Origin of the sequence: Pseudohongiella sp. O18 (assembly GCF_021729085.1) — a bacterium.
Lineage (GTDB): Bacteria > Pseudomonadota > Gammaproteobacteria > Pseudomonadales > Pseudohongiellaceae > Pseudohongiella.
Map to the genome: position 1 here is coordinate 1,565,618 of NZ_JAJSAR010000001.1, position 25,482 is coordinate 1,591,099.

The 25,482-nt window shown below is 55.7% G+C and carries 23 protein-coding genes; 14 read left to right on the forward strand and 9 right to left on the reverse strand.

Going from position 1 to position 25,482, the window contains the following annotated elements; all coding sequences use genetic code 11:
• Window positions 1-23 precede the first annotated feature (23 nt).
• Genes ureC through LVD14_RS06925 form a run of 5 tightly spaced genes read left to right on the forward strand, consistent with a single transcriptional unit; the run spans window position 24 to window position 4,008 of the window.
• Window positions 24-1,724, forward strand: coding sequence for an urease subunit alpha (ureC, locus tag LVD14_RS06905; protein ID WP_411268268.1), 1,701 nt, complete (start codon window positions 24-26; stop codon window positions 1,722-1,724).
• A gap of 11 nt (window positions 1,725-1,735) precedes the next feature.
• Window positions 1,736-2,314: an urease accessory protein UreE gene (gene ureE, locus LVD14_RS06910; RefSeq protein ID WP_317622686.1), complete on the forward strand. Its 579-nt coding sequence runs from the start codon at window positions 1,736-1,738 to the stop codon at window positions 2,312-2,314.
• Window positions 2,286-2,969 (forward strand): urease accessory protein UreF, encoded by a 684-nt coding sequence (locus LVD14_RS06915; protein ID WP_237133291.1) that lies wholly within the window; start codon window positions 2,286-2,288, stop codon window positions 2,967-2,969. Before ureE ends, LVD14_RS06915 begins: the two co-directional genes overlap by 29 nt.
• Before the next feature lie 43 nt (window positions 2,970-3,012).
• The gene (gene ureG, locus LVD14_RS06920) at window positions 3,013-3,714 is read left to right on the forward strand and encodes an urease accessory protein UreG (RefSeq protein WP_237133292.1); all 702 of its coding nucleotides are present in this window, start codon (window positions 3,013-3,015) and stop codon (window positions 3,712-3,714) included.
• A 48-nt stretch (window positions 3,715-3,762) separates the two neighbouring features.
• A complete protein-coding gene (locus tag LVD14_RS06925) occupies window positions 3,763-4,008 on the forward strand; it encodes a hypothetical protein (protein ID WP_237133293.1) in 246 nt (81 codons plus the stop codon).
• 60 nt (window positions 4,009-4,068) lie between these two features.
• On the opposite strand, the gene LVD14_RS06930 is transcribed toward LVD14_RS06925, so the two are convergent.
• Window positions 4,069-5,007, reverse strand: a complete 939-nt coding sequence (locus LVD14_RS06930) for a response regulator transcription factor (RefSeq protein WP_237133294.1) — start codon at window positions 5,005-5,007, stop codon at window positions 4,069-4,071.
• A complete protein-coding gene (locus LVD14_RS06935; RefSeq protein ID WP_237133295.1) occupies window positions 5,004-8,411 on the reverse strand; it encodes an ATP-binding protein in 3,408 nt (1,135 codons plus the stop codon). Before LVD14_RS06935 ends, LVD14_RS06930 begins: the two co-directional genes overlap by 4 nt.
• Before the next feature lie 291 nt (window positions 8,412-8,702).
• Between LVD14_RS06935 and LVD14_RS06940 the strand changes: the two genes are divergently transcribed.
• Genes LVD14_RS06940 through LVD14_RS06965 form a run of 6 tightly spaced genes read left to right on the forward strand, consistent with a single transcriptional unit; the run spans window position 8,703 to window position 13,248 of the window.
• Entirely contained in the window at window positions 8,703-9,836 is a 1,134-nt protein-coding gene (locus LVD14_RS06940) for an amine dehydrogenase large subunit (protein ID WP_237133296.1), read from the forward strand.
• Window positions 9,837-9,849: 13 nt separating this feature from the next.
• A complete protein-coding gene (locus LVD14_RS06945; protein ID WP_237133297.1) occupies window positions 9,850-10,368 on the forward strand; it encodes a MauE/DoxX family redox-associated membrane protein in 519 nt (172 codons plus the stop codon).
• A 34-nt stretch (window positions 10,369-10,402) separates the two neighbouring features.
• Entirely contained in the window at window positions 10,403-11,029 is a 627-nt protein-coding gene (gene mauD / locus LVD14_RS06950) for a methylamine dehydrogenase accessory protein MauD (RefSeq protein WP_237133298.1), read from the forward strand.
• Entirely contained in the window at window positions 11,026-11,625 is a 600-nt protein-coding gene (locus LVD14_RS06955; RefSeq protein WP_237133299.1) for a methylamine dehydrogenase light chain, read from the forward strand. Before mauD ends, LVD14_RS06955 begins: the two co-directional genes overlap by 4 nt.
• Window positions 11,600-12,088 carry a cytochrome C gene (locus LVD14_RS06960; protein ID WP_237133300.1) on the forward strand — a complete coding sequence of 163 codons (489 nt, stop codon included), beginning with the start codon at window positions 11,600-11,602 and terminating at the stop codon, window positions 12,086-12,088. Before LVD14_RS06955 ends, LVD14_RS06960 begins: the two co-directional genes overlap by 26 nt.
• Before the next feature lie 17 nt (window positions 12,089-12,105).
• Window positions 12,106-13,248, forward strand: coding sequence for a cytochrome-c peroxidase (locus LVD14_RS06965; RefSeq protein ID WP_272907173.1), 1,143 nt, complete (start codon window positions 12,106-12,108; stop codon window positions 13,246-13,248).
• An 11-nt stretch (window positions 13,249-13,259) separates the two neighbouring features.
• Here the strand turns inward: LVD14_RS06965 and LVD14_RS06970 are convergent, their stop codons facing one another.
• Entirely contained in the window at window positions 13,260-14,549 is a 1,290-nt protein-coding gene (locus LVD14_RS06970; RefSeq protein WP_237133302.1) for a serine hydrolase domain-containing protein, read from the reverse strand.
• Between the two features lie 257 nt (window positions 14,550-14,806).
• Here LVD14_RS06970 and LVD14_RS06975 point away from each other — a divergent pair, with 257 nt between their 5' ends.
• Entirely contained in the window at window positions 14,807-15,499 is a 693-nt protein-coding gene (locus LVD14_RS06975; RefSeq protein ID WP_237133303.1) for an SDR family oxidoreductase, read from the forward strand.
• Window positions 15,500-15,772: 273 nt separating this feature from the next.
• On the forward strand, window positions 15,773-18,037 hold the full coding sequence (locus LVD14_RS06980) for an anthranilate synthase component I (RefSeq protein ID WP_237133304.1): 2,265 nt from the start codon (window positions 15,773-15,775) through the stop codon (window positions 18,035-18,037).
• On the opposite strand, the gene LVD14_RS06985 is transcribed toward LVD14_RS06980, so the two are convergent.
• Complete coding sequence (locus LVD14_RS06985) at window positions 18,009-18,998, reverse strand: HupE/UreJ family protein (protein ID WP_237133305.1); 990 nt, start codon at window positions 18,996-18,998, stop codon at window positions 18,009-18,011. The genes LVD14_RS06980 and LVD14_RS06985 overlap by 29 nt on opposite strands.
• Window positions 18,999-19,158: 160 nt before the next feature.
• On the opposite strand from LVD14_RS06985, the gene hslO reads away from it, so the two are divergent.
• Window positions 19,159-20,037 (forward strand): Hsp33 family molecular chaperone HslO, encoded by an 879-nt coding sequence (hslO, locus tag LVD14_RS06990; RefSeq protein WP_237133306.1) that lies wholly within the window; start codon window positions 19,159-19,161, stop codon window positions 20,035-20,037.
• A gap of 4 nt (window positions 20,038-20,041) precedes the next feature.
• On the opposite strand, the gene LVD14_RS06995 is transcribed toward hslO, so the two are convergent.
• The 5 genes from LVD14_RS06995 to ltaE all read right to left on the reverse strand — a co-directional run bounded on the left by LVD14_RS06995 (window position 20,042) and on the right by ltaE (window position 25,454).
• Entirely contained in the window at window positions 20,042-21,046 is a 1,005-nt protein-coding gene (locus tag LVD14_RS06995; protein ID WP_237133307.1) for a dihydrolipoamide acetyltransferase family protein, read from the reverse strand.
• Window positions 21,043-22,047: an alpha-ketoacid dehydrogenase subunit beta gene (locus tag LVD14_RS07000; protein ID WP_237133308.1), complete on the reverse strand. Its 1,005-nt coding sequence runs from the start codon at window positions 22,045-22,047 to the stop codon at window positions 21,043-21,045. Before LVD14_RS07000 ends, LVD14_RS06995 begins: the two co-directional genes overlap by 4 nt.
• Before the next feature lie 2 nt (window positions 22,048-22,049).
• Window positions 22,050-23,144 carry a pyruvate dehydrogenase (acetyl-transferring) E1 component subunit alpha gene (gene pdhA, locus LVD14_RS07005; protein ID WP_237133309.1) on the reverse strand — a complete coding sequence of 365 codons (1,095 nt, stop codon included), beginning with the start codon at window positions 23,142-23,144 and terminating at the stop codon, window positions 22,050-22,052.
• Between the two features lie 34 nt (window positions 23,145-23,178).
• Window positions 23,179-24,243: a Glu/Leu/Phe/Val dehydrogenase family protein gene (locus LVD14_RS07010; protein ID WP_237133310.1), complete on the reverse strand. Its 1,065-nt coding sequence runs from the start codon at window positions 24,241-24,243 to the stop codon at window positions 23,179-23,181.
• A 170-nt stretch (window positions 24,244-24,413) separates the two neighbouring features.
• A complete protein-coding gene (ltaE, locus tag LVD14_RS07015) occupies window positions 24,414-25,454 on the reverse strand; it encodes a low-specificity L-threonine aldolase (RefSeq protein WP_237133311.1) in 1,041 nt (346 codons plus the stop codon).
• Between the last annotated feature and the right edge of the window lie 28 nt (window positions 25,455-25,482).

Consider the following 25,482-nt stretch of genomic DNA (forward strand, 5'->3'; position numbering starts at 1 on the left):
GGGGAGAACTGACTTTGGCCACAATCGATCGCACAAGTTATGCACAAATGTTCGGCCCCACTGTCGGTGACCGGGTTCGCCTGGCAGATACTGATCTGTGGGTTGAAGTGGAATACGATCACACCCAGTATGGAGACGAGGTCAAATTTGGTGGCGGCAAGGTTGTACGCGACGGCATGGGACAAAGCCAGTGTGGCGACAGCGAAAGCATGGACCTGGTTATCACCAATGCCCTGATCATCGACTATTGGGGTATTGTAAAAGCAGATGTTGGCATTAAACACGGACGGGTGCATCACATCGGCAAGGCCGGTAACCCGGATGTCCAGCAGGGCGTCAATATCATCATCGGTCCTGGTACAGAAATCGTGGCAGGCGAGGGCTGCATCCTGACAGCAGGAGGTGTCGACTCACACATTCACTTTATTTGTCCGCAGCAGGTAGAGGAGGCCTTGATGTCCGGGGTGACCACCATGATTGGTGGCGGTACCGGCCCAGCCACCGGCACCAAGGCAACCACTTGTACTCCCGGTATCTGGAATATGGCGCGCATGCTGCAGGCAACCGATCAGATGCCCATGAACCTGGGCTTTCTCGGCAAAGGCAATGGCAGCACACCGGAGCCGCTGGTGGAGCAGTTACGTGCAGGTGCCTGTGGCCTGAAACTGCATGAGGACTGGGGTACGACGCCGGCATCGATAAATAATTGCCTGAACGTTGCTGACGACTACGATGTGCAGGTTGCCATTCATACCGATACCCTGAATGAATCCGGCTTTGTGGATGACACCATTGATGCCTTCAAGGGTCGTGCCATTCATACCTACCATACTGAAGGCGCAGGAGGTGGTCATGCGCCCGATATTATCAAGGCGTGCTCTCTGCCAAACGTATTACCCTCATCAACCAACCCGACACGACCGTACACAGTAAATACCGTTGATGAACATCTGGATATGCTGATGGTCTGCCATCATCTGGACTCGGCCATACCGGAAGATGTCGCTTTTGCCGATTCGCGTATCCGCAAGGAAACTATCGCCGCAGAGGATATTCTTCATGACCTCGGCGCTTTCAGCATGATTGCCTCAGACTCACAGGCCATGGGCCGGGTGGGTGAAGTAATAACACGAACCTGGCAGACCGCGCACAAAATGAAAGTGCAGCGTGGTCAGCTGGATGATCCTGACGGCATCACAAGGGCTGACAACTTCCGAGTGAAACGCTACATCGCTAAATACACCATCAACCCGGCAATCACGCACGGTGTCGGGCATGAGGTCGGCTCAATTGAGGTCGGCAAAATGGCTGACCTTGTACTCTGGAAGCCGGCGTTTTTTGGTGTCAAACCCTCGCTGATCATAAAGTCTGGTTTTATAGCAGCAGCGCCTATGGGGGACCCCAATGCATCCATTCCGACGCCCCAGCCGGTGCACTATCGGTCTATGTTTGGCGCTTACGGCGCGGCGGCAGCGGCGCTGTCAGTAACCTTCACCAGTCAACTGGCGCTGGATGCCGGGGACATAAATTCGCTGGGCTTGCAACGACGACTGGTAGCCTGTCGAAATGTGAGAGCGATGCGCAAAAGTGACATGAAACTCAACAGCTGGCTGCCCACTATTGAGGTGGACGCGCAAACCTACGAAGTCAGGGCAGACGGTGTGTTGCTGACCTGTGAGCCCGCCTCTGTGCTGCCGATGGCACAGCGGTACTTTCTGTTTTAAGGAAACACGACATGTTGGAAGTTTGCGAACGACTCGGCACTGAAGCCTCCTGTGCGATTGATGCGCGGATTATCCTGACGCATGAGCAACGGGACCGCGGACGGCTAAGAGCATTCTCGCCGGAAGGTGAGGAAGTGCGAATCTTTCTGTCGCGTGGGACGCCCCTGCAAGTGGGAGAGTTCCTGCGTTGCAGGTGCGGGCGCCACGTACTCGTTGAAGGTGCTATCGAGCCAGTCGCCATCGCGCGTTGTGACGATTGGCTGCTGTTTGCAAAAGCCTGTTATCACCTGGGCAATCGCCACGTAAAACTGCAGGTTTCTGAATTGAGCCTGAGTATTCAGAGAGATCATGTACTTGAAGACATGTTGACCCAGCTGGGCCTGAAGGTTGAGCACGGGCACGATGTCTTCATCCCTGAGTCTGGTGCCTATTTTCAAAATCAGCCTCACTCGCATGCACATCACCATTCACATGGGCATGCTCACGAACATTCGCACGAGCACCATCACGACAAAGAGGACTCGCACGCCGAACAGGCTGCAATCACGATTGGAGAAGCCGGTGACAGGACCCGCCACAATCACCACTGACCTGATGCTGCTGCGCCTGATGCAGCTGTGCAGCCCGGGGTTGCCAGTAGGTGCTTATGCATTCTCGCAGGGACTTGAGTACGCGATTGAGGCCTCCTGGGTGAAAAATCGAGATGAGGTGGCGGACTGGCTCGGCACACAGATTCGTTTCTCGCTGGCACGTCTGGACCTGCCAGTCCTGCTGCGCCTTAGTGATGCGCATCGACTAAATGATGATGCTGCTGTTCAGTGGTGGAATGACTTTCTACTGGCGAGCCGTGAGACTCACGAACTGCAGTTGACTGATACAGCGACGGGAGAGGCACTGATCAGACTGCTGCCGACGCTGACTATTGATCCGCCGCGCTGGCAAGGCCGCAGCAGCTTTGCCACGGTATTCAGTTATGTTGCAGCGCAGTGGCAGATTCCAGCACAGATGGTTGCGCTTGGTTATGGCTGGGCCTGGTTGGAAAACCAGGTAAACGCGGCAACCAAGCTCGTGCCGCTCGGTCAGTCCCAGGCACAGAGTCTGATTCAACAATTGCAGCAGGATCTGCCGACTGCGATTGAGCAGGCAAGAGAGCTTACTGACGATGAACTGGGCATGACGCTGCCGGCCCTCAGTCTGGCCAGCATGTACCATGAGACTCAATACACAAGGCTTTTCCGCTCATGAGCGCCAAGCCGATGCTTACCCAAAACAAATCAGGAGACTGCTAATGAGTAATGAATCTGCACGTCAGACACTGCGCGTGGGTGTCGGAGGGCCAGTAGGCTCCGGCAAGACTGCTCTGCTCAGGGCGCTTTGCACTCTGATGCGCGAGCACTGGCAGATAGGCGTTGTGACCAATGATATTTACACCCGCGAGGACGCTGATTTTCTGACGCGCCATGAAGCACTGGATGCCGACCGGATCCTCGGTGTAGAAACTGGTGGTTGCCCGCATACCGCAATTCGCGAAGATGCATCGATGAACCTCGCTGCCATTGATGAGCTCTTGCGCCGGCACCCGCAGTTAGAAGTCATATTCGTGGAGAGCGGTGGCGACAATCTAAGTGCAACATTCAGCCCGGAGTTGTCCGATCTGACACTCTATGTCATTGATGTTTCCGCTGGTGACAAGATTCCCCGCAAAGGTGGTCCCGGTATCACCCGGTCTGACCTGCTGATCATCAACAAGACAGACCTGGCCCCGTTGGTAGGTGCATCTCTGGATGTGATGAATCGGGACTCACTAAAAATGCGAGGTGAAAGACCTTTTGTGTTCAGCAATCTGAAAGCCTGGGAAGGCCTGGATCGTATCATCGATTTTATCGTTGAGCAGGGCATGCTGGCGCCACGCTTGTCGGGGGCTGAGCTTGTCAGTCGTGCGGGTGCCAGAGCGGCAGATGTCGCCGAAGAAACCCGGGCCAGCCAGTGACAACATTGCTTTCAAGAGCGCAGATTTACTATTCAGGAGTCCAGTTTTATGAATGTGTTTAAAAAGATTGTTACTTGTCCAGGCCGCTGGCTGCGTGACAGCCTTGTTGCCGCTATGCTGTTCGCGGGCGTGACGGTGTCGCCCATGGCTGTTGCTCACGAAGGGCATGGAACGCCTGGCACTGTATTACATGATATTCAGCACGCTGCATGGCTGGTGCTGGCGATCAGTGCTGTCGTAATTATCGGCATGATTCTGAAGCAGAAGTGGAATCAGAGCCGCAGAGGTGACTGACATCGTTCGGGGCGACTATTGATAGTCGCCCCTGCTACGAAAATCAGTTAATTCGCTATTTCAATCGCGCTCCAGAATACCGATGGCGATACGTGCAGCGGCAGTTCTATTCTGAACATTCAGCTTCTTGAATATCTGCTCCAGATGTTTGTTAACAGTTCTCGGGCTCATCTGAAGAATCTGTGCGGCCTCCCAGTTGGTTTTGCCTTGACTGATCCATGCCAGTACTTCCGACTCCCGCTTGGTCAGGTTCAACTTTTCGCGCAGTAACTCCTCGCCTGTGGTTTCGGCGGCTTCCGATAATCGCAACAGTTTTTCTTCTGCATTGACATGTCGGATGAAGGTCACGCTCAGTCGTTTTTCCTGGTAAGACGGACCACTGCCAGACTCTACGGTCAGAGTGAGCATCTGATTTTCTTCGCGCTGGGCTGGTGGCGACAGCCAGTTGCTCAGCGCCACAGACAGGGTTGAGGTTTGCCACTGCTCGCTGGCGCCAGCGCGTGCAAACAGCGCCAGGGTCTGCGGCGTTGCCCAGAGAATGCGCCCGTCGCGGCTCACAGAAAACAAATGCTGGCCTGCCGAATCCAGGGCATTGTAGGCGCTGCTGGTCAGGCGGGCATTGTTCAGGTGCACGTTCATTCTGGCCAGTAATTCCTCGGGCTTAATGGGTTTGGTCAGGTAGTCTACGCCTCCCGCCTCAAGTCCCCTGACAATGCTGGCAGAGTCGCTGAGACCAGTCATAAACACCACGGGAATGCTGGCAAGTTCTGGTATGGCACGCAGATCCCGGCAGGTCTCAAAGCCGTCCTTGTTGGGCATGATGGCATCGAGCAGGATCATGTCAGGCCTGATTCGCCGGGCAATGGTCAATGCCTGACGTCCCTCAAGCGCAACCAGGACGTTGTAGCCGGCCTCCTCCAGTGTGTCATTGACGAAGCTCAGTGATTCGGGGGAGTCATCGACTACCAGTATCACATTGGAATTGGTTTTTTTGTTCATTTTTCAGTAGCACTCATCTGTTCGTCCGGTGTGGGTTTTGGCTTTTTTGTGGCGGTAAAGCTGCGTGCAATCTGCGCAAACTGCATTCCATCCAACAACTTTTTGAGAGATTTTCTGCTGGTTTCGTTTATCAGTTCATGCCGCGCCAGCTCGTCCAGTTTGTTCTGAACGCCGCGCTTGTAGCCCAGCTCTGCGCAGGTGATCAACTCCCTGACCAGTTCGTGATCAGCGATGGTTGTCAGATCGGTAGGAGGCTCAGTTTTCTCCAGCAGTGAGTTGTCAGCGCCGGGCCTGTCGACTATCCAGTCGATAGATAACAGATCCCCGATGGTTTCCAGCAAGCGCTGGTGATTGATTGGTTTGACCAGGTAGGCATTATGGTGGGCCGTATCCTGAACGCTACGGTGATGCTCCTGGGCGTCGGCAGAAATCATGATCGCCGGTTGGCGGTGGCCCATTTCGCGCAACGTTCGGATCAACTCCAGACCACTCAGTCCGGGCATGCTGACATCCAGCAGCAGAATATCAGGGCGGGCCTCTTCGATGGTTTCAAGACAGTCATGGGCGTCAGGTGACTCCAGTACCGTGAATCCCAGCGGAGGCAGTAACTCTGACATCAGTCCGCGATGGATCGGATCGTCGTCCACAACCATGACAGTGAGTCGTGGTCCGCGATAGCCTTTAATCTGATGTGGTACTGGGGTCTGTACTGAATGCTCGGTGACCCGGGACATCATGAGGCTGACGGTAAAGCGGCTTCCTTTTCCGGGTGTGCTGACGATGTCCAGCTCCCCACCCATGATTTCCGATAACAGGCGGACAATGGTCAGACCCAGACCGGTACCCGGCACATTAGGTACGTCAGGCCCGCGGACCCGCTCGAAGGGGTCAAGGATGCGTTTGAGGTCTTTTTCGCTGATGCCAATACCAGTGTCGACTACCGAGAACTCGGCGACCTGATTGCGATAGCGGACATGGAACTCAACGCTGCCACGAGGTGTGTACTTAATAGCGTTGGACAGCAGATTCACCAGGATCTGATAAAGCCTTTTTGAGTCGGTGGTAACGACTTCCGGGAGCTTGTTGTGGATATGGCAGCTGAAGTCAATCTGTTTGTTTGCCGCCATGTCGCGGAACATCTGCACCATCTGGTCAATGAACTCAGGCAGCTTGACGTGATTTCGATAGATCTCCAGGCGGCCGGCCTCGATTTTTGAAATATCGAGCAGACCTTCGATAAGTCCCGCCAGGTGATCGCCGCTGCGTTTGATGATCTGCACCGCATCCCGGTTACGCTCGCTCATGTCTTCGCGCTGAATCAAAAGCTGTGCGTATCCGAGAATGGCCTGCAATGGGGTGCGCAATTCATGACTGATGCCGGACAGATATCGGCTTTTGGCATTGTTCGCGCGTTCGGCCAGGTCCTTGGCGCGCTGCAGTTGTTCATCGGTTCGACTGTGGGCTTCAATCTCTGCCAGCAGTCTATTGGTCTGAATGGTCGACTCCGCCTGGGCGACGACCCGGCTTTCACTCGCCAGCAGATAAAGCCAGCAGATAACGCCAAGAATGATCATCATTACAAAGAACAGCATGGTCAGCGCCTGATTCAGAATCAGGGCGCTGACCGGATCGGTGCTCAACTGGAAATAAACCAGTGATAACAGTGCAGCACTGATCAGATTAGCAATACTGAAAAGTGTCATGAATCGCACCAGGCGTCTGCCCACAGGACGGAACAGGGCCGCAGGCAGCCAATGCTGCAACCATTCTTCAAGTTGACTGCTGAGCGTTGCTTCGGGTTTGCAGGCGTCCATGCAACGTGAGTCGAGTGAGCAACACAGCGAGCAGATTGCGCCTTCATAGGCAGGGCAATAGGCAAGGTCGGGTCGCTCGAAATGATTCTCACATATGCAGCACTGCGCTTTTTCTTCCGGGCCGGTGGAGACCATGATGTGGTCAATTTCGGGGGATGTTCTGGCCAGGTAAAAGCGACCTTTAGTAAGCAGTGCGATAAGTGGAACGCAGACAAAGCACAATCCCAGACTGATAAAGTGAGCCAGGTGCCTGGGTGTATCACCGAACATGCCGAGATAGCAGAGTACGCCGACAATCGATGCAATCAGGACGGAGACGACACCGACCGGATTGATGTCATACAAATGAGCTCGTTTGAATTCAATGTAGGAAGGGCTGAGTTTCAGCGGTTTATTGATCATCAGATCGGCCGACAGGCAGCCCAGCCAGCTCAGGGTAACTATCGAGAACAAACCCAGAATTGATTCCAGTGCCCGGTAGAGTCCAAGCTCCATCAACAACAGTGCGATTGCCACATTAAAAACCAGCCAGACCACGCGGCCGGGGTGGCTATGTGTCAATCTCGAAAAGAAGTTGGACCAGGCGATGGAGCCAGCATAGGCATTAGTTACGTTAATCTTCATCTGCGAGACAATGACCATCAACCCTGCCAGCACCAGCGAAAACGTTGGCGAACTGCTGACGTAGTTGAAGACCATCTGATACATCCAGGTCGGGTCAATAGCCCTTTCGACCGACGCGCCCTCAGAGACTGCAATCCAGGCAAGAAAGGATCCCAGCAGCATTTTAATAAGACCGATAAGAATCCAGCAGGGACCAGCCAGCGACAACCAGAACCACCAGCGAAAACGATTGGCATGGGTTTTTTGCGGCATGAATCTCAGGTAGTCCACCTGCTCGCCAATCTGGGCGACCATGGCGAACAGTATGGCCGTTGATGCACCGAACAGCGCAAGGTCAAAACCGGGCAGGCCGCCGGTGGTGCCGTCTGGCATGTAGGCTGCCCAATCTTCGACCCTGGAGAACTCAAACCACAAAACAAGCACCAAAGCAGTGCACTGTAGCGTCAGCCAGAACGTTTGTGTGCCGATCTGGAAGCGTGAGATGAGTGTAATACCATGTGTCACGATGGGTATGACTGCAACCGCGCAGATGATGTAGCCCAGCCATAATGGAATGCCCAGCATAGCGTTTAACGCTGCCGCAAGAATGGCTCCTTCAATCGCGAAGAATATGAAAGTGAATGAAGCATAGATCAAGGATGTGATGGTTGAACCCAGATAGCCGAAACCTGCGCCGCGTGTCAGCAGGTCAATGTCCAGGCCATAGCGCGCCGCGTAGTAACAGATTGGAAACCCAGTTGTGATAATGACCAGCGCGACCGCCAGCATGGCGGCTACTGCATTCACCACCCCGTAATTCAAAGTGATGGTTGCAGAAATCGCTTCCAGTGCCAGGAAGGCGGTGGCGCCTATCGCCGTCATCGCTACCGTGCTGATGCTGAATCGGCGCGCTCCTATCGCCGTGAATCGCAGCGCAAAGTCTTCCAGTGTTTCGTTGCCGACCCACAGGTTGTACTTTCGTCGCACACGAAAAATCTTTTGAGTTGGCATTGGTGTTTTCGGCTGCTAAGCTTCCTTCGAGTCTGTTTTTTGGATTCCCGATCCACAAAGGCTATGCAAAATGTGAGCCATGCAGCTGACAGACGTCATTAGTGCCCACGCCATTGCATTAAACAGGTCATATGCAATCACGGGTGACATTGCCATGCGCACTCATACCCGCTCTCTACGTCGTTTAACCCACTGCGCCTGCAGGACTGCAGTGGTATTAATAGATTCCGTCGTCAATAACTATCCTGAAATAAATTGGAGCATCAGATGTTGCAACGCACACTCTGGTCCCTTGCGCTCTTGCTGAGTTGCGGGGCAGTACACGCGCAGTGGGACACAATCGTAGGTGACGTGCTAACCGTGGAGGAGCCTGACGTTCGCTGGGTAGCCGTTCGCGGAGGCAGTTCTGCCTACCTGGTCGATACCGATGAGGGTGTCGTTAAAGGTACTCTGCCACTCTCAAGATTTTCGCCAACGCTGGTTTCGCATGCCAGTCAGGGCCGAATCTACTCATACGGAAGCTTTTACACCCGTGATACCTATGGCGAGCGTACTGACGTCGTTTTGATCTTTGACATCGAGACAGCCTCACCTGTCGGCGAAGTGGAAATTCCCGCGCGGGCCGCTGGTATCGGCCATCGAGGCATGATCAGCGTCATAAATGATGCGTTCGTGGGCGTATTTAACCTGACGCCGGCGCAATCAGTCAGTCTGGTTGACACCCGCACCAATGCATTTGTCAACGAGATATCTCTGGCCGGCTGCTCGTCAATGTATCCGATCGAAGCAGGGTTCATGTCTATCTGCGGCGACGGTACGGTTCAGTATATTGAGGTCTCCAATGCCGGTCAGGAAGTGTCCCGGGTAAGAAGCGAGCCATTTTTTGATCTGACGGTTGACCCTGTCTACGACTATGCCTCTCCGGCGTCTGACGGCTGGATGATCATGTCGTTTGATGGCTACCTGCGCAAGGCGTATCTGGATGGCGGCGAAGTAGTCGTTACTGAATCGTTCAACATCAATCCGGAAAACGACGGTGAAGCCGACATCAACGGTGTAGTCAGAGAGCCGGACGACAACTGGCGCATTGGTGGACGTCAACCTTTTGCCTATCACGATGAAGCTGCCCTGCTGGCGACCGTCATGCATCAGGGTGGTGGCCAGGAGACGTTTGAGAAGGCCGGTACCGAAATCTGGGCTTTTAACATGAAGACCGGAAATCGCGGCTATCGACTTAAACTGGATGAAGGTGAGACTGCCAGTGCCGTCATGTTTACCCCTGACGCCGAGCCACTTATGCTGATCCAGACCAATGAAGGCTTGCGTGTGCATGATCCGGTAACGGGTCGTCATCTGCGCACTGTCAGCAGTGTCAGCGGCTCAATCTTCAACCTGTTCTGAGGAGGTTCACGAAATGGATCCTTTGCTGACACTGGTTGTTGCGACATCGATAGGTTTGCTGTTCTTCACTGCTGCTCGACACAAAATGAACAGTGGTCGTCGCTTCGAAGCGCAACTGGCAGCTTATCGCCTTTTGCCGGAGTCCATGCTGCGACCGGTTGCCAAAGCATTGCCCTGGCTCGAGCTGACAGTGGCGGTCGCACTCCTGGTTCCGGTCACCCGCATACCTGCTGCGCTGGTAGCGATCGCACTGCTGGTGATGTATGCCACAGCCATGGCTGTCAATATCAAGCGTGGCCGCAGCGAAATCGACTGTGGATGTGGCGATCAGCCGCAGAGTCTGTCCCGCTGGCTGTTGCTGCGTAATGCGGTACTGGCTGTCGCCACTGCTGCGCTGATTGCGCCTGTGGCAGAGCGGGCGCTGGGCGTCGCTGACATACTGTTCATGGTGATACTGACGGCGACCTTATCGTTGGCCTATGTCATGTGCGAACAGCTGACACGAAATTTTTCCGGATTGAGTAAGTCATAATTGGCAGGTTCTGGCCTGCACGAGGAGTCATGTAATGGGTAGTGCTTCTATGGTGGTGTTAAGCGTACTTTGTTTTGTTGTACTGGTGCTGATACTGGCGGTCATTGCGCTGGCCAGGCAGATCGGCATTCTGCATACACGTTTGGCACCTGCCGGTGCGTTGATGACAACAGCCGGCCCTAAGGTGGGAGACAAGGCACCTGCTTTGTCAATCCCGGATATTAATGGCAAGCCGGTCGCCATTGGTGCAGGTCCATCAGAAGTGGGCATGGTGAAAAAGCCGCAGCTGATTCTGTTTGTCTCGCCAAGCTGTCCAATCTGTAAGGACCTGGTGCCAGTAGCTAAAAGTATGGCACGTGCTGAAAAGCTGTCGCTGGTTTTTGGTAGCGATGGCGGTCAACTGAACAAGCATCAGAACTATGTAGCAAAGATGGGGCTGGAAGACTATCCCTATGTTGTCTCACTCGAGTTGGGCATGAAGTTTGAAGTCGGCAAATTGCCGTACGCAGTCCTCATCGATCAGCACGGCGTGCTGCGTTCGAAAGGTCTGGTCAACAGTCGGGAGCATCTGGAGTCCCTGGTGACATCAATGCAGAGTGGATATGAATCAATACAGGACTACCTGGTCAAATCAGGCAGTCTGCAGGAGCAGGCATCATGAGTGATAGACAGGCGCTGATCGCACAGTTGTACAAAGATCTGGATGCAAAAACTACAGGGGCTATCCGTTTCCTGGCCGGTAGAACCTCGCGACGTTCCTTCCTGGGTCGCATTGGGGTGTTCATGGCAGGTATGGGTGCCTTGCCGGTGTTGCCGGTGGCCCGTGCTTCGGCACAGACACAGTTCCCACCAGCCGGTAATTCCGGCCCGGTGAATGGCGTTGCAGACATTGAAGAGATGGGTGATCCACAAGAGTGTGAGTACTGGCGCTACTGCGCGTTCAGTGGTTCGCTGTGTAGCTGCTGTGGTGGTTCACTGACACAATGTCCTCCAGGGTCACAGACCGCAACAATCGCCTGGGTTGGCTCCTGCCATAACCCGACCGATGGTCGCGACTACCTGATTTCCTACAACGACTGCTGCGGCAAGGGTAGTTGTGGTAGCGGCTGTGGCTGTTCGCGCTCGGAAGGCGACCGTCCGGTTTACTTCCCATCGAAGTCCAATAATGTGTTGTGGTGCTTTGGTTCTACGAGCCATGCCTATCACTGCACACTCGCGCTGGTCATCGGTCATGCTGATGCGAATTCACTGCCTTGATCGTTCGCCGCAGCCTGGCTATCAATCCAGGCTGCGGTTCAGCCACAAAAGCAGGATTCGGGCGGCAGCCGTCACCCTTTTGCTAAGCCTGTTGCCAATGGGTAAGGCTTTGGCGCAGCATGGACAGGGCCCGCAATATATGTATCTGCTGCATTGTGGTGGATGTCATATTGAAAATGGCTCGGGCATGCCGCCAGCCATTCCGGATCTGCGGATAACCATGCCAAAGCTGGCCAGTCATGACGAGGGTCGTGCCTATATGGTTCAGGTGCCGGGTGCTTCACAGGCACCAGTCACAGATGCCCAGCTTACCGAAATTATGAACTGGATGTTGAGGACATTTGCCGAAGGGACATTCAGGCCCTACACAGAGTCTGAAGTCACCCAGCATCGCGCCAATAAAGTGCTGGATATCCTGGCATTGCGCAGACAATTGATTGCGGAGAATCTGGAGGCGCCATGATCTTCAGGTGTCAAGTGATGTTGGGTCTTCTGTTGGCGAACTTCAGTTCGGTCGCAATCGCAAACGATGATTCCACCTCTTTGGCCTGGCTAGGACAGGCCTTTTTTTTTGACACCAATTTATCAAGAGAGCGCACTTTGGCATGTGCCACATGCCACGATCCCAATCGCGCGTTCACTGATGCCCGTGACAACGGCGTATTTTCAGCAGCGTCGCTAGGTAGCGATGGCATTTCCCTGGGGGATCGTCAGGCCCCGTCACTCGGCTACGTTTCGCTGACACCTTCGTTCTCGCAGGATGAAGAGGGCCTTTATCACGGCGGACTGTTCTGGGACGGCCGGGCTGCTGATCTTGCTGAACAGGCACTGATACCGATTTTTGATCCCACTGAGATGCAGTTGTCCGGTCCGGAACAACTGGCGGATCGCGTTTTGGAGAACCCGGAGTATCAGCGACGTCTAGTATCACTGTTCGGTGAGCAGGTTGTGGCCGATACGCAACTCCTTAGCGAAGCTGTCGGCCAGGCACTGGCGGCCTTTCAGCAAGGCGAACAGTTTCAGCCTTTTGATTCGAAATACGATGAATATCTCCAGGGAAACTATCAGCCCACGCTGCAGGAGTCGCTTGGCATGGCTCTGTTCTTCACAGAGGGATTCACCAATTGCAATGAGTGTCATCAGCTTCAGGACGTGCCTGGACGCAGGCTGGAAACCTTCAGCAACTACGCGTTTGAAAATATCGGTGTGCCAGTGAATCAACGCTTGCGGGCTGCCAACGGCCGTCAGTTCGATGTGGAGGGAAAACCCTATGTGGACAAAGGGCTGGCGTTCCGGCCTGAGACACCACAGGGCGATACGGATGGTCGATTCAAGGTTCCGAGCCTGCGCAACGTCGCAGTAACGGGGCCTTATATGCACAACGGTGTGTTCAGCGAACTACGCACGGTTCTGGATTTTTACAACAAGTACAATCGCAGTGGCGGTGACAGCCAGATCAACCCGGAGACTGACGAGCCCTGGGGTAACGCCGAAGTGCCCGAGACAATTGCTCTGGATAAACTGACAGGGACCATGCCTCTGGAGCCGCGTCACCTGGATGCGCTGGAGGCCTTCCTGCGGATGCTGACAGACAAGCGCTATCAGCATCTGCTGGAGGATTGATCAATCGTTTGTCAGCGGTTTGATTCCGTGATGGCGCTGTAAACAAGTTCCTTGCTGATAGCCTGCAGCTGGCGGGCATACATCAGGTTGCGGTTTTGAATCATGCCGATGAAGGTCAGGTTCTCGACCGGGTCTATCCAGAACCAGGTGCCGCCGATGCCCCACCACCAGTAACTGCCCTCGCTCATGCCATTATTGCGGGAAGGGTCAACCACGACAGCAAAATCCAGTCCGAACTGGTTACCGGGATAACCCGGAATCTCTTCCATGCCTTCTGGCAGTTGATTGCTGCGCATCAGCTCTACAGATTCGGGCGACAGAACGCGTACGCCATCCAATTCACCACCATTGGCCAGCATCTGGGTGAACTTCATATAGTCGCCAATCGTTGAGACCAGCCCGCCACCGCCGCCGTAAAATGTAACTGGCTCCCGGTAGTCGCCACCAAGCGCGTCCTGGGGTTGTGCCAGGCCACCCTGGCCAGACTGGTACATAGTGGCAAAGCGCTCGCGGTCACTGTCCGGTACGGCAAAGCCGGTGTCGTCCATGTTAAGCGGATCAAACAGACGTTGCTGCAGGAATTCCGCAAAGGTCTGGCCGGACAGCACCTCGACCAGGTAGCCCTGCACATCGACCGAGACACTGTAGTGCCATAGCGAACCGGGTTGTTGACGTAGCGGGATTTCTGCCAGCTTGTCGATCATTTCCTTGAGAGTCCCGTTGGCATCCAGGATATTGGCAGCCTGATACATAGAATCGACCTGCGAGCGAGAGAAAAGCCCGTAGGTCAGGCCGCCGGTGTGAGACATTAGCTCACGAATGGTCATTTCATGGTCGGCAGGTTCTGTTTCGGGAACGCCATCAGGGCCGTCAGCTGCGGCGACGCGCAGGCCCGCCAGTTCCGGAATGTACAGCGAGACCGGGTCTTCGAGAGAGAATTTGCCTTCTTCGTGCAGCATCATCAAGGCCACACCAGTGACGGGTTTGGTCATTGAGAAGATGCGGAAGATGGTCTCTTCTGTCATTGGCACCTGATCCTGAATGTCCTGATATCCATAGGCGTCCAGATGCACAATCTTGCCATCACGAATCAAAGTGCTCACGATGCCTGCCAGGTTGCCCTCATCTACAGCCTTGCGCATTCCGGCTGCCAGATCCTCGATGCCCTGCTCACTCAAGCCAGCACTTTGTGGCGACGCATGTTCGAGGTCCTGCGCGAACGTGTGAGTGGAAAAACTCGTGGCTATGGCCATCGCCAGCGTCAGTTGCTTGAGGTAACTCGGGTAATGTCTTGTTTTCATGGTGATCCTCGGGAGTCGGACAGAAATCGATCAGTCGTTCTATCCCTTATATCAAACTTTTTGACACTGGCACAGTGGCCACCTGCGGGCCGAGACGGGCATACGTCTTGATGCGACAACCTGACAGCAGCATGCCGCCCGTGTTAAAACATTTCTCCAGTATTTGCGGCGGCCCCAGCTTTGGTGCCGCACACCAAATTCATTGTTGGACAATTGTTGCAGGGCCTGTCTTCTGGCTCTTTATTGGGAGTTCTATCATGGCTGATTATTTGATCACTGGCACAAACAGGGGTATCGGACTGGAGCTGGTAAAACAGACGCTGGCGCAGGGGCATCATGTGATAGCCACCGCCAGAGATCCGGAGGCGGTGCCCGCGCTAAAAGAGCTGGCAGCCATAAACCCTGCTTTGACACTGGCGCCTCTGGACCTGGCTGATGCAGACAGTTATGACGCGCTGCTTGGACGTCTGGGTGACCGGCCGATTGACGTGCTGATCAACAATGCCGGGATTTACGGGCCGCGCGACGCTGTGTTCGGCAAGCTGCAGGCTGATGAGTGGCTGCAGGTCTTTCACGTCGATACCATCGCGCCACTGCTTCTCACTCAGAAACTGATGCCCAATCTCCGGCAGGGCAATGAGCGACGCATTGCATTCATGAGTTCAAAAATGGGGTCGGTTGCCGACAATGGCAGTGGCGGGTCCTACATCTATCGGACTGCCAAATCCGCCCTGAATCAGGCCGTCAAGTCACTCTCAATTGATCTGCAGCCAGAGCAGTTTATTGTACTGAGCCTGCATCCGGGCTGGGTGCGGACCGACATGGGAGGGCCGAACGGTCTTATCGACACAGAGACCAGCGCTAATGGTCTGCTGTCGGTAATTCAGCAGGCCGGCCCGGTTGATAGCGGCGCATTCATTGCCTATGACGGGCAGCGTATTCCATGGTAATGCTGGCTTGACACAGGGCGCGGATCGGGCGCATCATTGCGAACTATGAACATTCAGACCGTATATTTCTGGTGGTTTAGCAACAAGGGCCGCCAGGAAAACAGCATAAACGCCTTCAGATAGGCATTGTTTTCAGGCTGCCCCCGACAGGAAGGCGGCCTGAGTCATACCTGCAAGAACCGATCTGAAATCCCGGATCAACTCTTCACAAAGTAACGATCAAGCCAGCTCTCCCAGGGTGGCAGCCTCTTGAAACTTAAGAGGAGAATGATCGTGCACATACAACAGACCCGATATACCACCGACGGTGGTGTTGTCGTCAACCGACAGCAAAGCCAGTGTGATGGCAGCGCTGAGCTGACGCGGATCGTGCAGGCGCTGGACACTCGTCCGGGGGCTGTTTTCAGCTGCGAAGTAGATTATCCGGGCCGATACCGGCGCAAGTCACTGGCCTTCATCAACCCGCCCTTGCGGATTACCTCTCGTGATTACTGCGTGCGTGTCGAGGCACTGAATTCACGCGGCACTGTCCTGCTGCCAGAAATTCATCGCTCACTTGCTGCTCAGGCATCAATAAGCTGCTGCGACATCATGGAAACGCGTGAGTTGCGTGTGGAGGTGTTGCCTGCGGCAGAGGCGGCCGCAGATGAAACCGAAGAGATGCGAACGCGGCGGCCGAGTGTCATGTCGGTTATTCGTCACATACTGGCGCACTTCGCCAGTGATGAGGACAGTTTTCTGGGTCTTTATGGACCTTTCGGTTACGACCTTGCTTTTCAATTTGAACCTGTTGAGCTGCAACACCCCAGAGCGAAGAAGCAACGAGACCTGGTGTTGTACCTGCCGGATGAACTTATTGTGGTCGATCCGGCAACAGGCGCAGGGGACCTGCTTCGCTACGAATTCTTCTGTCGCGACTTGCATGGCGAAACGCAGACCACTGGCGGACTTAAACGCCTGGCGCCGCAGACCGTCACCGAAAACGCTGCTGCAAAAGTCAGCGCCAAAATTGGTCAGCGTTGCGATCATGCCCCTGGTGAGTATGCGGCGCTGGTGGAGAAGGCGAAAGCCTGCTTCAGTCGCGGTGACCTGTTTGAAGTGGTTCCAGGACAAATGTTCAGCCAGGCCACAGCCGAGTTGCCCAGTGCAATTTTCCGGCGTCTGCAAAAGGCAAATCCGGCACCTTATCTGGCACTGATGAATCTGGGCCAAGACGAGTTTCTGATTTCCGCCTCACCTGAAATGTACGTTCGGGTCGCTGGCAGGCGGGTCGAAAGCTGTCCCATCTCGGGGACAATCGCCAGAGGCAGAAATGCACTGGAGGATGCCGAACTGATTCGCGAGCTGCTGAATTCAGCCAAGGATGAGGCAGAGCTGTCGATGTGTACGGATGTCGACCGCAATGACAAAAGCCGGATCTGTGAGCCCGGATCTGTGCGTGTTATCGGCAGGCGACAACCGGAACTCTATTCACGTTTGATACATACCGTTGATCATGTGGAGGGGCGGCTGCTGCCGCAATTTGACGCTCTGGATGCCTTTCTTGCGCATACCTGGGCGGTAACTGTGACAGGTGCTCCCAAGCGTGCTGCGATGGCATTCATAGAGCAGCACGAGAAGTCACCTAGGCAATGGTATGGTGGCGCCTTCGGGCGGCTGGGTTTTGACGGCAGCATGGACACCGGGCTCACACTGCGGACCATCCATCTGCAGCGGGGCATTGCACACGTCCGTGCCGGTGCAACCTTATTGCATGATTCCGACCCGCATGCGGAAGAAGCGGAAACCCGCCTGAAAGCATCCGCTTTGCTGGCAGCGCTGCAGCCCGCAAAGAAAGAGAATACAGTCGGTGCAGCCCCTCAATCGCAGGCAGGGATCAAACCGCCGAATTTACGTGCACTGATGGTTGATCATCAGGATTCATTTGTACAGACACTTGCCGCCTGTTTCCGCATGCAGGGGGTGGATGTGATCACGCTGCGACCTGAGGCTGCCCGTCGTGCCTTGTCTGGGCAGGCTTTCGACCTGGTGATCCTTTCACCAGGCCCTGGTCGCCCAGCCGACTTTGACTGTCAGACAACGCTCAGTCTCTGCGAGCAGCAGGGGCTTCCAGTATTTGGAGTGTGTCTGGGCCTGCAGGCGATGGTTGAATACTGTGGCGGTGAGCTGGGTGTCATGCCCACACCCAGACACGGCAAGGCATCAATGGTGAAACACGATGGCAGTCTGATGTTCAGCGGGCTGCCGCCCCGGTTCATGGCCGGCCGCTATCATTCCCTGGTGGCAAGCCGATTGCCAGAGGCGCTTGCGCCGGTTGCGGTCACAGATGACGAGAGTTGTCACACCATGGCGGTCATGCATCGCACGTTGCCGTGGATGGCGGTGCAGTTCCATCCCGAATCGATCCTGACACAGCAGACGGGAGTCGCTGACGGGTCGAGTCTTACGGCTGGCGATGCACTGGTGCGAAATGTGGTCAGAGCTGTCAGCGCCCGCTGCGAAGGAAGGCTCAAACCGCAGGCTTGTGCGGTGGGTTGAAACGCCGTACAAGCAGCGCCGAAAGCAGCAGCAGGGCGGCGATGATGAAATAGAAAGGAATGTGGAAGGCCTCATGCTCATGGGCAGGGGCCGGATCCCCCAGCGCCACACTGGTGCTTCCGCTATCCCCCTGGGCAGTGCTCGCCTGGAGTTGATAGCTGTTGTCAATTGTGCCAGCGAACGAGAACCAGCCATCAGCATCGGTGCTCACTTCATTGCTGGTCCCCGAGGCGACGTCGGTGATCTGCACGCTTGCATTGCCAAGGCCCTGCCCACTGCCGTCAGTGACCTGGCCCATCATCTGGTCCTGGTCAGTGAACACCGTGAAACGCACCGGAGCGTTGATTTCGGCCTGCTCGCGAGCGTAACCGGTCAGTTGCACCACCAGCAGCACGGCGCCGGCCAGAATCAGGCTGATGTTGGCGACATAACTGATTTTCGGCCATGCGCTGACCTGTTGCCAGGCTCTGATGGCCACCGCCATGATCACCAGCGCAATGATCTGACCAAATTCGACGCCAACGTTAAACAGCAGGATTTTACTCAGCAGTGCCGGGTCCTCGGCCAGTGTTACAGCCTGGAGTCGCGCGGACAGACCAAAACCATGAATCAGGCCGAAGATGAAAACCATCAGCAGCAGACTGGGAGCTCTGGTGCCCAGCCAGCGCTGGAAACCGTTGATGTTCTCAAAACCCTTGTAGGCCACCGTCAGGGCGATCACGGCATCAATCAGATAGTGGTTGGCGGTGATGCCGGCATAGGTAGCGAAAATCAGCGTGATGGTATGGCCGATGGTGAAAGCCGTAACAAATTTAAGAATGTCGACGAAGCGCGTCAGAAAGAACATGACACCAAGCAGGAAGAGAAGGTGGTCGTAACCACTCAGCATATGCTCGGCGCCAGTCCACATGACCTCAAGATAGCCACCGGAGGCCATCCGTTCGCGGGCGATGTCGGTCATGTCGTGCCCAAGCGCCAGGCTGGGCAGAAACAACAGGCATGCAATAAAAAGGCAGAGAGGTCGACTACTGGACATTCGCCTAAATTAGCATCAATTCACGTCTGTGCAAAGACGGTGCAGGACGCGTAAAATAGTATCACGCCAATGTACGGGGAGCCCCATGTCCAAACCAGCCCAAATTGACACTTGTCAGCGATTCCTTTTCAGTCAGTCGGATGTGCGCGGCGAAATCGTGCGGTTGAACAAGAGTTACCTGGATACAGTCAGTAACCACGCCTATCCAGAAGGAGTTCGCCACTTGCTGGGTGAGTTTCTGGCAGCCAGTGTGTTGCTGGGATCGGCCATCAAGTACGAGGGGCGGCTGGTGCTGCAGGTGCGTGGCGATGGTGAGCTGAGCCTGATCATGTCCGAGTGCACCAGCGAAGGCGCTATTCGGGGTATTGCCAGGTTTGACTCACCGCCCAAGAGCAGCGAGTTTACGACCCTGACGGGTGACGGCGTGCTGGTCATTACTGTCGACTCGCGCAAACGCGAACCCTACCAGGGTATTGTGTCACTGGAAGGCGGATCCCTGTCGGCCGCCCTGCAGACCTACTTTGGTCAGTCCGAGCAGCTGCCAAGCTGGTTCATTTTTGCAGTTGATGGGGAACAGGCCTGCGGCTTCATGCTGCAGCAGTTGCCGGGTTCCTCGCAGCAAGACGATGATGATCGCGATGATGCCTGGCAGCACCTGGTGATGCTGGCACAGACACTGACCACCAGCGAGCTGTTGCAGCTGGACAATGAGGCCCTGTTGCACAGGCTTTATCATCAGGAGCAGGTCGAACTGTTTGAGCCGCGCACATTCCATTATCAGTGCAGCTGTTCGCGCGAGCGTACTGCCAGAGCACTGATCTCCATTGGCAAAGAAGAAGTGGACAGCATTGTTGCTGAACACGGTGCCGTCAATATCGCCTGCGAATTCTGCGGCACCGAATACCAGTTCGATGCCGCAGAAGTGTCCATGCTAATGCAGGAGCGTGGTAACGTCCTGCACTGAGTGATCAGGGCTGGCCCAGATCCTTCATCACGGCTGCCAGGAAGCGGGCAGCCTCGCCGCCACTGACACAGCGGTGGTCAAAACTCAGCGATAGCGGCAGTACCCGGTGGGCTTCAATGCCATCGTCAGTGGCGACGGCTTGCCTGCGTATTTTTCCGGCACCCAGAATAGCGACCATGGGCGGCACAATCACCGGATTGGCATAACGACCGGCCATGGTGCCGAAGTTGGACAGCGTGATGGTCGCACCCCGCATCTCCTCAGGTGGAATTTTGCGTGTGTTGACCGCTTCACGCAGCGCATTCAGCCCCTTGCGAAGATCAGCACGGTCACGTCCCGCAATGTCGCGCAGCACCGGTACAAACAGTCCGTCGGGTGTATCAACGGCGATTCCCAGATCAATGTGCTCGTGCTGCTTTACAGCCATGCGTTCACCATCGTACCAGGTGTTCAGTCCGGGCTCTGCCAGGCAGGCCGCCGCTATAGCACGGACCAGCCGCATGGTCGGGTCCTCACCGCTCTGCCAGGCGTGAATGTCCACGTCATCATGGATTGAAACACTGACCACTTCGGCGTGAGCCCTGGACATGTTTTTTGCCATCACACGCTGAACGCCTTTCAACGGCGTACCACCGCTGAATACCGATCGTTCCCGCACAGGTGCCGGTACGTCAGCGTCATCATGGGCACTGCCAATGATAAAGTCGTCCTCCTGAACAGCGTTGTCATCGGAGGGGCCAGACATTTCACCCACGACGGTCCCTGAGTCATCACTTTCGGCGTCATACTCAAGCAGCGGGTCGCCCACATGCACGATATCACCCGGCTGACCAAACAGTTTTACAATCTTGCCGGCCTGGGGTGCTGGCAGATCAACGATGGCCTTGGCTGTTTCGACGGACAGAATTGTCTGGTCTTCGCTGACTTCATCGCCCTGGGCGATATGCCATTCAACAATTTCCGCTTCCTGCAGACCTTCCCCCAAATCAGGCAGTTTGAAGTATTTCATAAGCCCTCCAGAGTGGTTCTAGCCGCCGCGATGATATCGTCGGTTGCTGGCATATACAGATGTTCCTGCCGTGGATATGGCATGGTGGCGTCATAACCGGTCACCCGCTGTACCGGAGCGCGCAAATGCATCAGGCAGGTTTCTGCAAGTCTGGCGCTGATTTCTGAAGCAACGCCGCCATTGCGGGGCGCCTCCTGAACAATTATGCAGCGACCTGTGTGCTGCACAGAGCGCTTGATGGTATTGAAATCGAGAGGGCTGATGGTGGCGACATCAATCACTTCACACTCGATTCCGTCCCGGGCGAGCCTCTCGGCCGCCTGCAGGGTTTCGTGCATCGCCGCACCCCATGACACCAGCGTGACATCCTTGCCCTGACGCAGCGTAAAACAGGTGTCCAGCGGAAGGCCTTTGCCCGAGTCGACCAGGCGCTGGCGGACCATACGGTAAATCCGCTTGGGCTCCAGGAACAGCACCGGGTCCGGACACTGGATGGCCGAAAGCAGCAGTCCGTAGGCACGAGTGGGCGATGACGGTATGACGACCCGCAGACCAGGTATATGGGCAAACAGCGCCTCAGTGCTTTCAGAATGATGCTCGGGCGCCTGTATGCCACCCCCAAAAGGAGCGCGGATCACCAGCGGGCAATGCAGTCTGCCGCGCGTGCGATTTCGCATACGTGCCGCATGGCACACTATCTGTTCAAAGGCAGCAAATATGAATCCCATAAACTGGATTTCCGCCACTGGTTTCATGCCCTGTGTGGCCATGCCAACGCTGAGGCCGGCGATCATGGATTCCGCCAGTGGTGTGTCAATGACACGCTTATAGCCAAAATCCTGCTTCAGGCCCTCGGTTGCGCGAAATACGCCACCGTTGGTGCCGATGTCCTCGCCCAGCAGCACCACGTCCGGGTCGTCGCTCAATGCCCGGCGCAGCGCCAGATTGACCGCTTCGACCAGTGTAACTTCGTGAGTGTTGCTGTTGTTGTCCTTGCCCATAGCTACCCCCCGTGCCGCTGCAGCAGCCAGGTGCGTTGTTGTTCGAGCGCTGGTGTCATGTCGGCGTACTGATATCGCAGAATGTCATCCACCGGTGCTGGTTCAATGGCCAGATAGTCAGCGACGGCACGCTCGATCTGCTGTTTGATTTCGCCATGCAGTGATTGCTCACGGGTGGCATCCCAGGCATCGTGATCATGTAGCCAGGTCTGAAGGCGTTTGATGGGTTCGCGTTGCCAGGCATCACTGACTTCAGAGGCGCTGCGGTAGCGGGTTGCATCGTCTGCTGTGGTATGGTCTCCGAGTCGGTAGGTAATCGCCTCAATCAGTGTGGGGCCTTTGCCACTGCGGGCTTTTTGCAGGGCATGATTGACGGCATCGAACACGGCCACGACATCATTGCCGTCTACCTGAATACCCTCAATTCCGGCCGCCACCGCTTTCTGTGCCAGGGTTGGTGTTCCTGACTGCATCTGCCGGGGAACCGAGATAGCCCACTGGTTATTGTTGATGACAGTTACCAGTGGTAGCTGCCAGAGGCCGGCAACGTTTAGTGCTTCATAAAAGTCGCCGCGTGAAGTGGCACCATCACCACAACTGGTGACGACGGCGCCCTTTACCCCTTTGCTTTTGAGAGCGACCGCAGCGCCTGCGGCCTGGGTCAGCTGTGTTGCAATGGGCACGCAGATGGGCAGGTCTTTTTTGGCTGCCCCGTCAAACAGGTGGCCGCGTTCATCGCCGCCCCAAAGCTGCAATATCTGTTTCAGTTGCACGCCACGCAGATACAGTGTCGCCTGATCGCGGTAGTAGGGCACATATACATCGGCGTCCATCATTGCCATGCCGGTCCCGATGCCCACGGCTTCCTGTCCCAGGCAGGAAGGGTAGGTACGCATCTGGCCGGTACGCTGCAGTGCAACGGCTTTTTTGTCGAGCGCCCGAATCAGCGACATATGCTGATAGGCCTGACGCAGCCAGTCGAAATCGATCTGCGCTGGCAGATCCCGATTACTTTTGCCACTGGGTTCGATATACACCAGCGGAGGTGGTGCAACATAACGTGGTTTTTCAATGGAGCTCGGCACTGGAGTGGACATGGTTTGCCCTCCTGTCAGTCAGGCCATCAGATTGTCAGATCACCAGTTTTGCGGACGCGCGCTGTCCGAAATGACGCTGATACAGAATGTCCTCGGCCATCTGATCAGCAATGTCGCTGCTTGGACTTCCCTCGGCTTGGCTGCGTTCGAACAGCGTCAGCAGGGTAGTCTCGAGCGCCAGTACACGTTGCTGAATCCCAGGCATGGAGGCATTCATATAACCCAGAGATACCGTGATCAGGCCACCGGCATTGATGACATAGTCAGGCGCGTAAAGGATGTCGGACTGGTGCAGCAGAGCGCCATGCTCAGGTTTTTGCAGCTGATTGTTTGCGGCGCCGGCCACGATTGGGCAGCGCAGCTGCGGGATGCTGATGTCATTGAGGATGCCACCCAGGCCACAGGGTGCCAGCACATCACATTCCTGCGTCAGAATGTCATCGCCCGTTACTACGGTGGCTCCAAACTCTGAGACACAGCGCGCTGTCTTGGCCGGATCAGTGTCGCTGACAGTAAGCCTGGCGCCAGCGTCTGCAAGCAATGCCGCCAACGCGTACCCTACGTTGCCGACGCCCTGAATCGCGACATGTATGTCTTTAAGTGAATTGCGCCTGAGTTTGTGTCGCACGGCTGCCTTGATACCAGCAAAAACACCCAGTGCAGTCAGCGGTGACGGGTTGAAGCCATCTCGGCTGGTGCCTGACACGTAGGGTGTGACACCTGATACTTCATCCAGGTCGGCCAGCGTTGTGCCGCTGTCAGCAGCGGTGATATAGCGCCCCCCCAGGTCGTGAACGAAGCGCCCGAAGGCCTGGTAGAGACTTTTGCGATCTTCAACGCCGTCGGCGGGTAGCATGATGACAGCTTTGCCACCGCCCTGCGGTACACCGGCCAGAGCAGCCTTGTAGCTCATACCTCGAGCCAGTCTGATGGCGTCGTCTACAGCCTGATCGTCACTTGTGTAATGAATGCATCGACAGCCGCCGAGGGCCGGGCCCAGACGGGTGTTATGAATGGCAATAATGGCGTTCAGCCGGGAATCGGGGTCATGCCGGAAGTGAATTTCTTCCAGTCGGGCGCGCTCGAGTTTATCGAACATAAGATGTCTCCACCGCTGTCAGACCGTTTGGGTCAATTGCAAGAGATTTGGCGTCGGGGTGTTGAGGCCAGGTCTCTGCGGTTCAAACATGCATCTGGGATATCAGACGCTGTTGATTGAGCTTAACGCAAATTTTTCGGGTGAGCAAAATATTTGATAAGTTATTGTAATTAAAGGCGATGCTCGCGCAGGAACTCGGTAAAGACCTCGGCTGCGCGATCTATGTCGGCATCCGATACATCCAGGTGCGTCACCAGCCGAATATTGTCGCGGCCCAGGCAGTCGGCCTTGATACCGTGTCTATCCAGCCACTGTGCAAGTGCTGTACGTGGCAGCTCACTTGAGTCAACAAACAGTATGTTGGTCTGCGGCGTTGCTACTGAGTATCCGGCTGCCTGCAGGCGCTCCGCCAACAGTCTGGCACGGCGATGATCGTCAGCCAGACGTTCGACATGATGATCCAGCGCATGCAATCCAGCGGCTGCCAGAATGCCCGCCTGACGCATTCCGCCACCGGTGACTTTGCGCCAGCGCCGGGCCTGCTCAATGAAATCGACAGGGCCGAGCAGTACTGAGCCGACCGGTGCCCCAAGTCCTTTCGACAGGCATATCGACACCGTATCAAAGTGCTGGCTAATATCGGTGAGTTTACAGCCCAGCGCCATAACAGCGTTGAAAATCCTGGCCCCGTCCAGGTGTCGCTGCAGACCATATTCCTGAGCGACCTCGCTGGCTTGAGCAAGATAGTCCAGAGGCAGTACCTTTCCGTGCACGGTATTTTCCAGACATAGCAGGCGGGTGCGCGCGAAATGGCAATCGTCGGGTTTGATGGCCTTTTCGACATCATGCAGGTCCAGGCCACCGAATTCGGTCATTGGCAAAGGTTGCGGCTGTATGCCGCCCAGTGCTGCTGCTCCGCCGCCTTCGTAGCGATAGGTGTGTGCCTGCTGTCCGACAATGTACTCATCGCCGCGCCCGCAATGTGTGAGCAAAGCCACCAGATTTGACTGTGTGCCTGACGGCAGAAACAGACCTGCCTCAAGACCGGCGCGCTCTGCCAGCACCTGCTGCAGCCTGATGACGGTTGGGTCTTCGCCCCAGACGTCATCGCCGACATCTGCAGTGAACATGGCCTGCCGCATCGCCTCAGTTGGCTGGGTTACGGTATCACTGCGCAGGTCGATCCAGCGGGAATTAGATTGAGTCGTCATGGCTAGCTGAGAATCCTGTTATGATCAG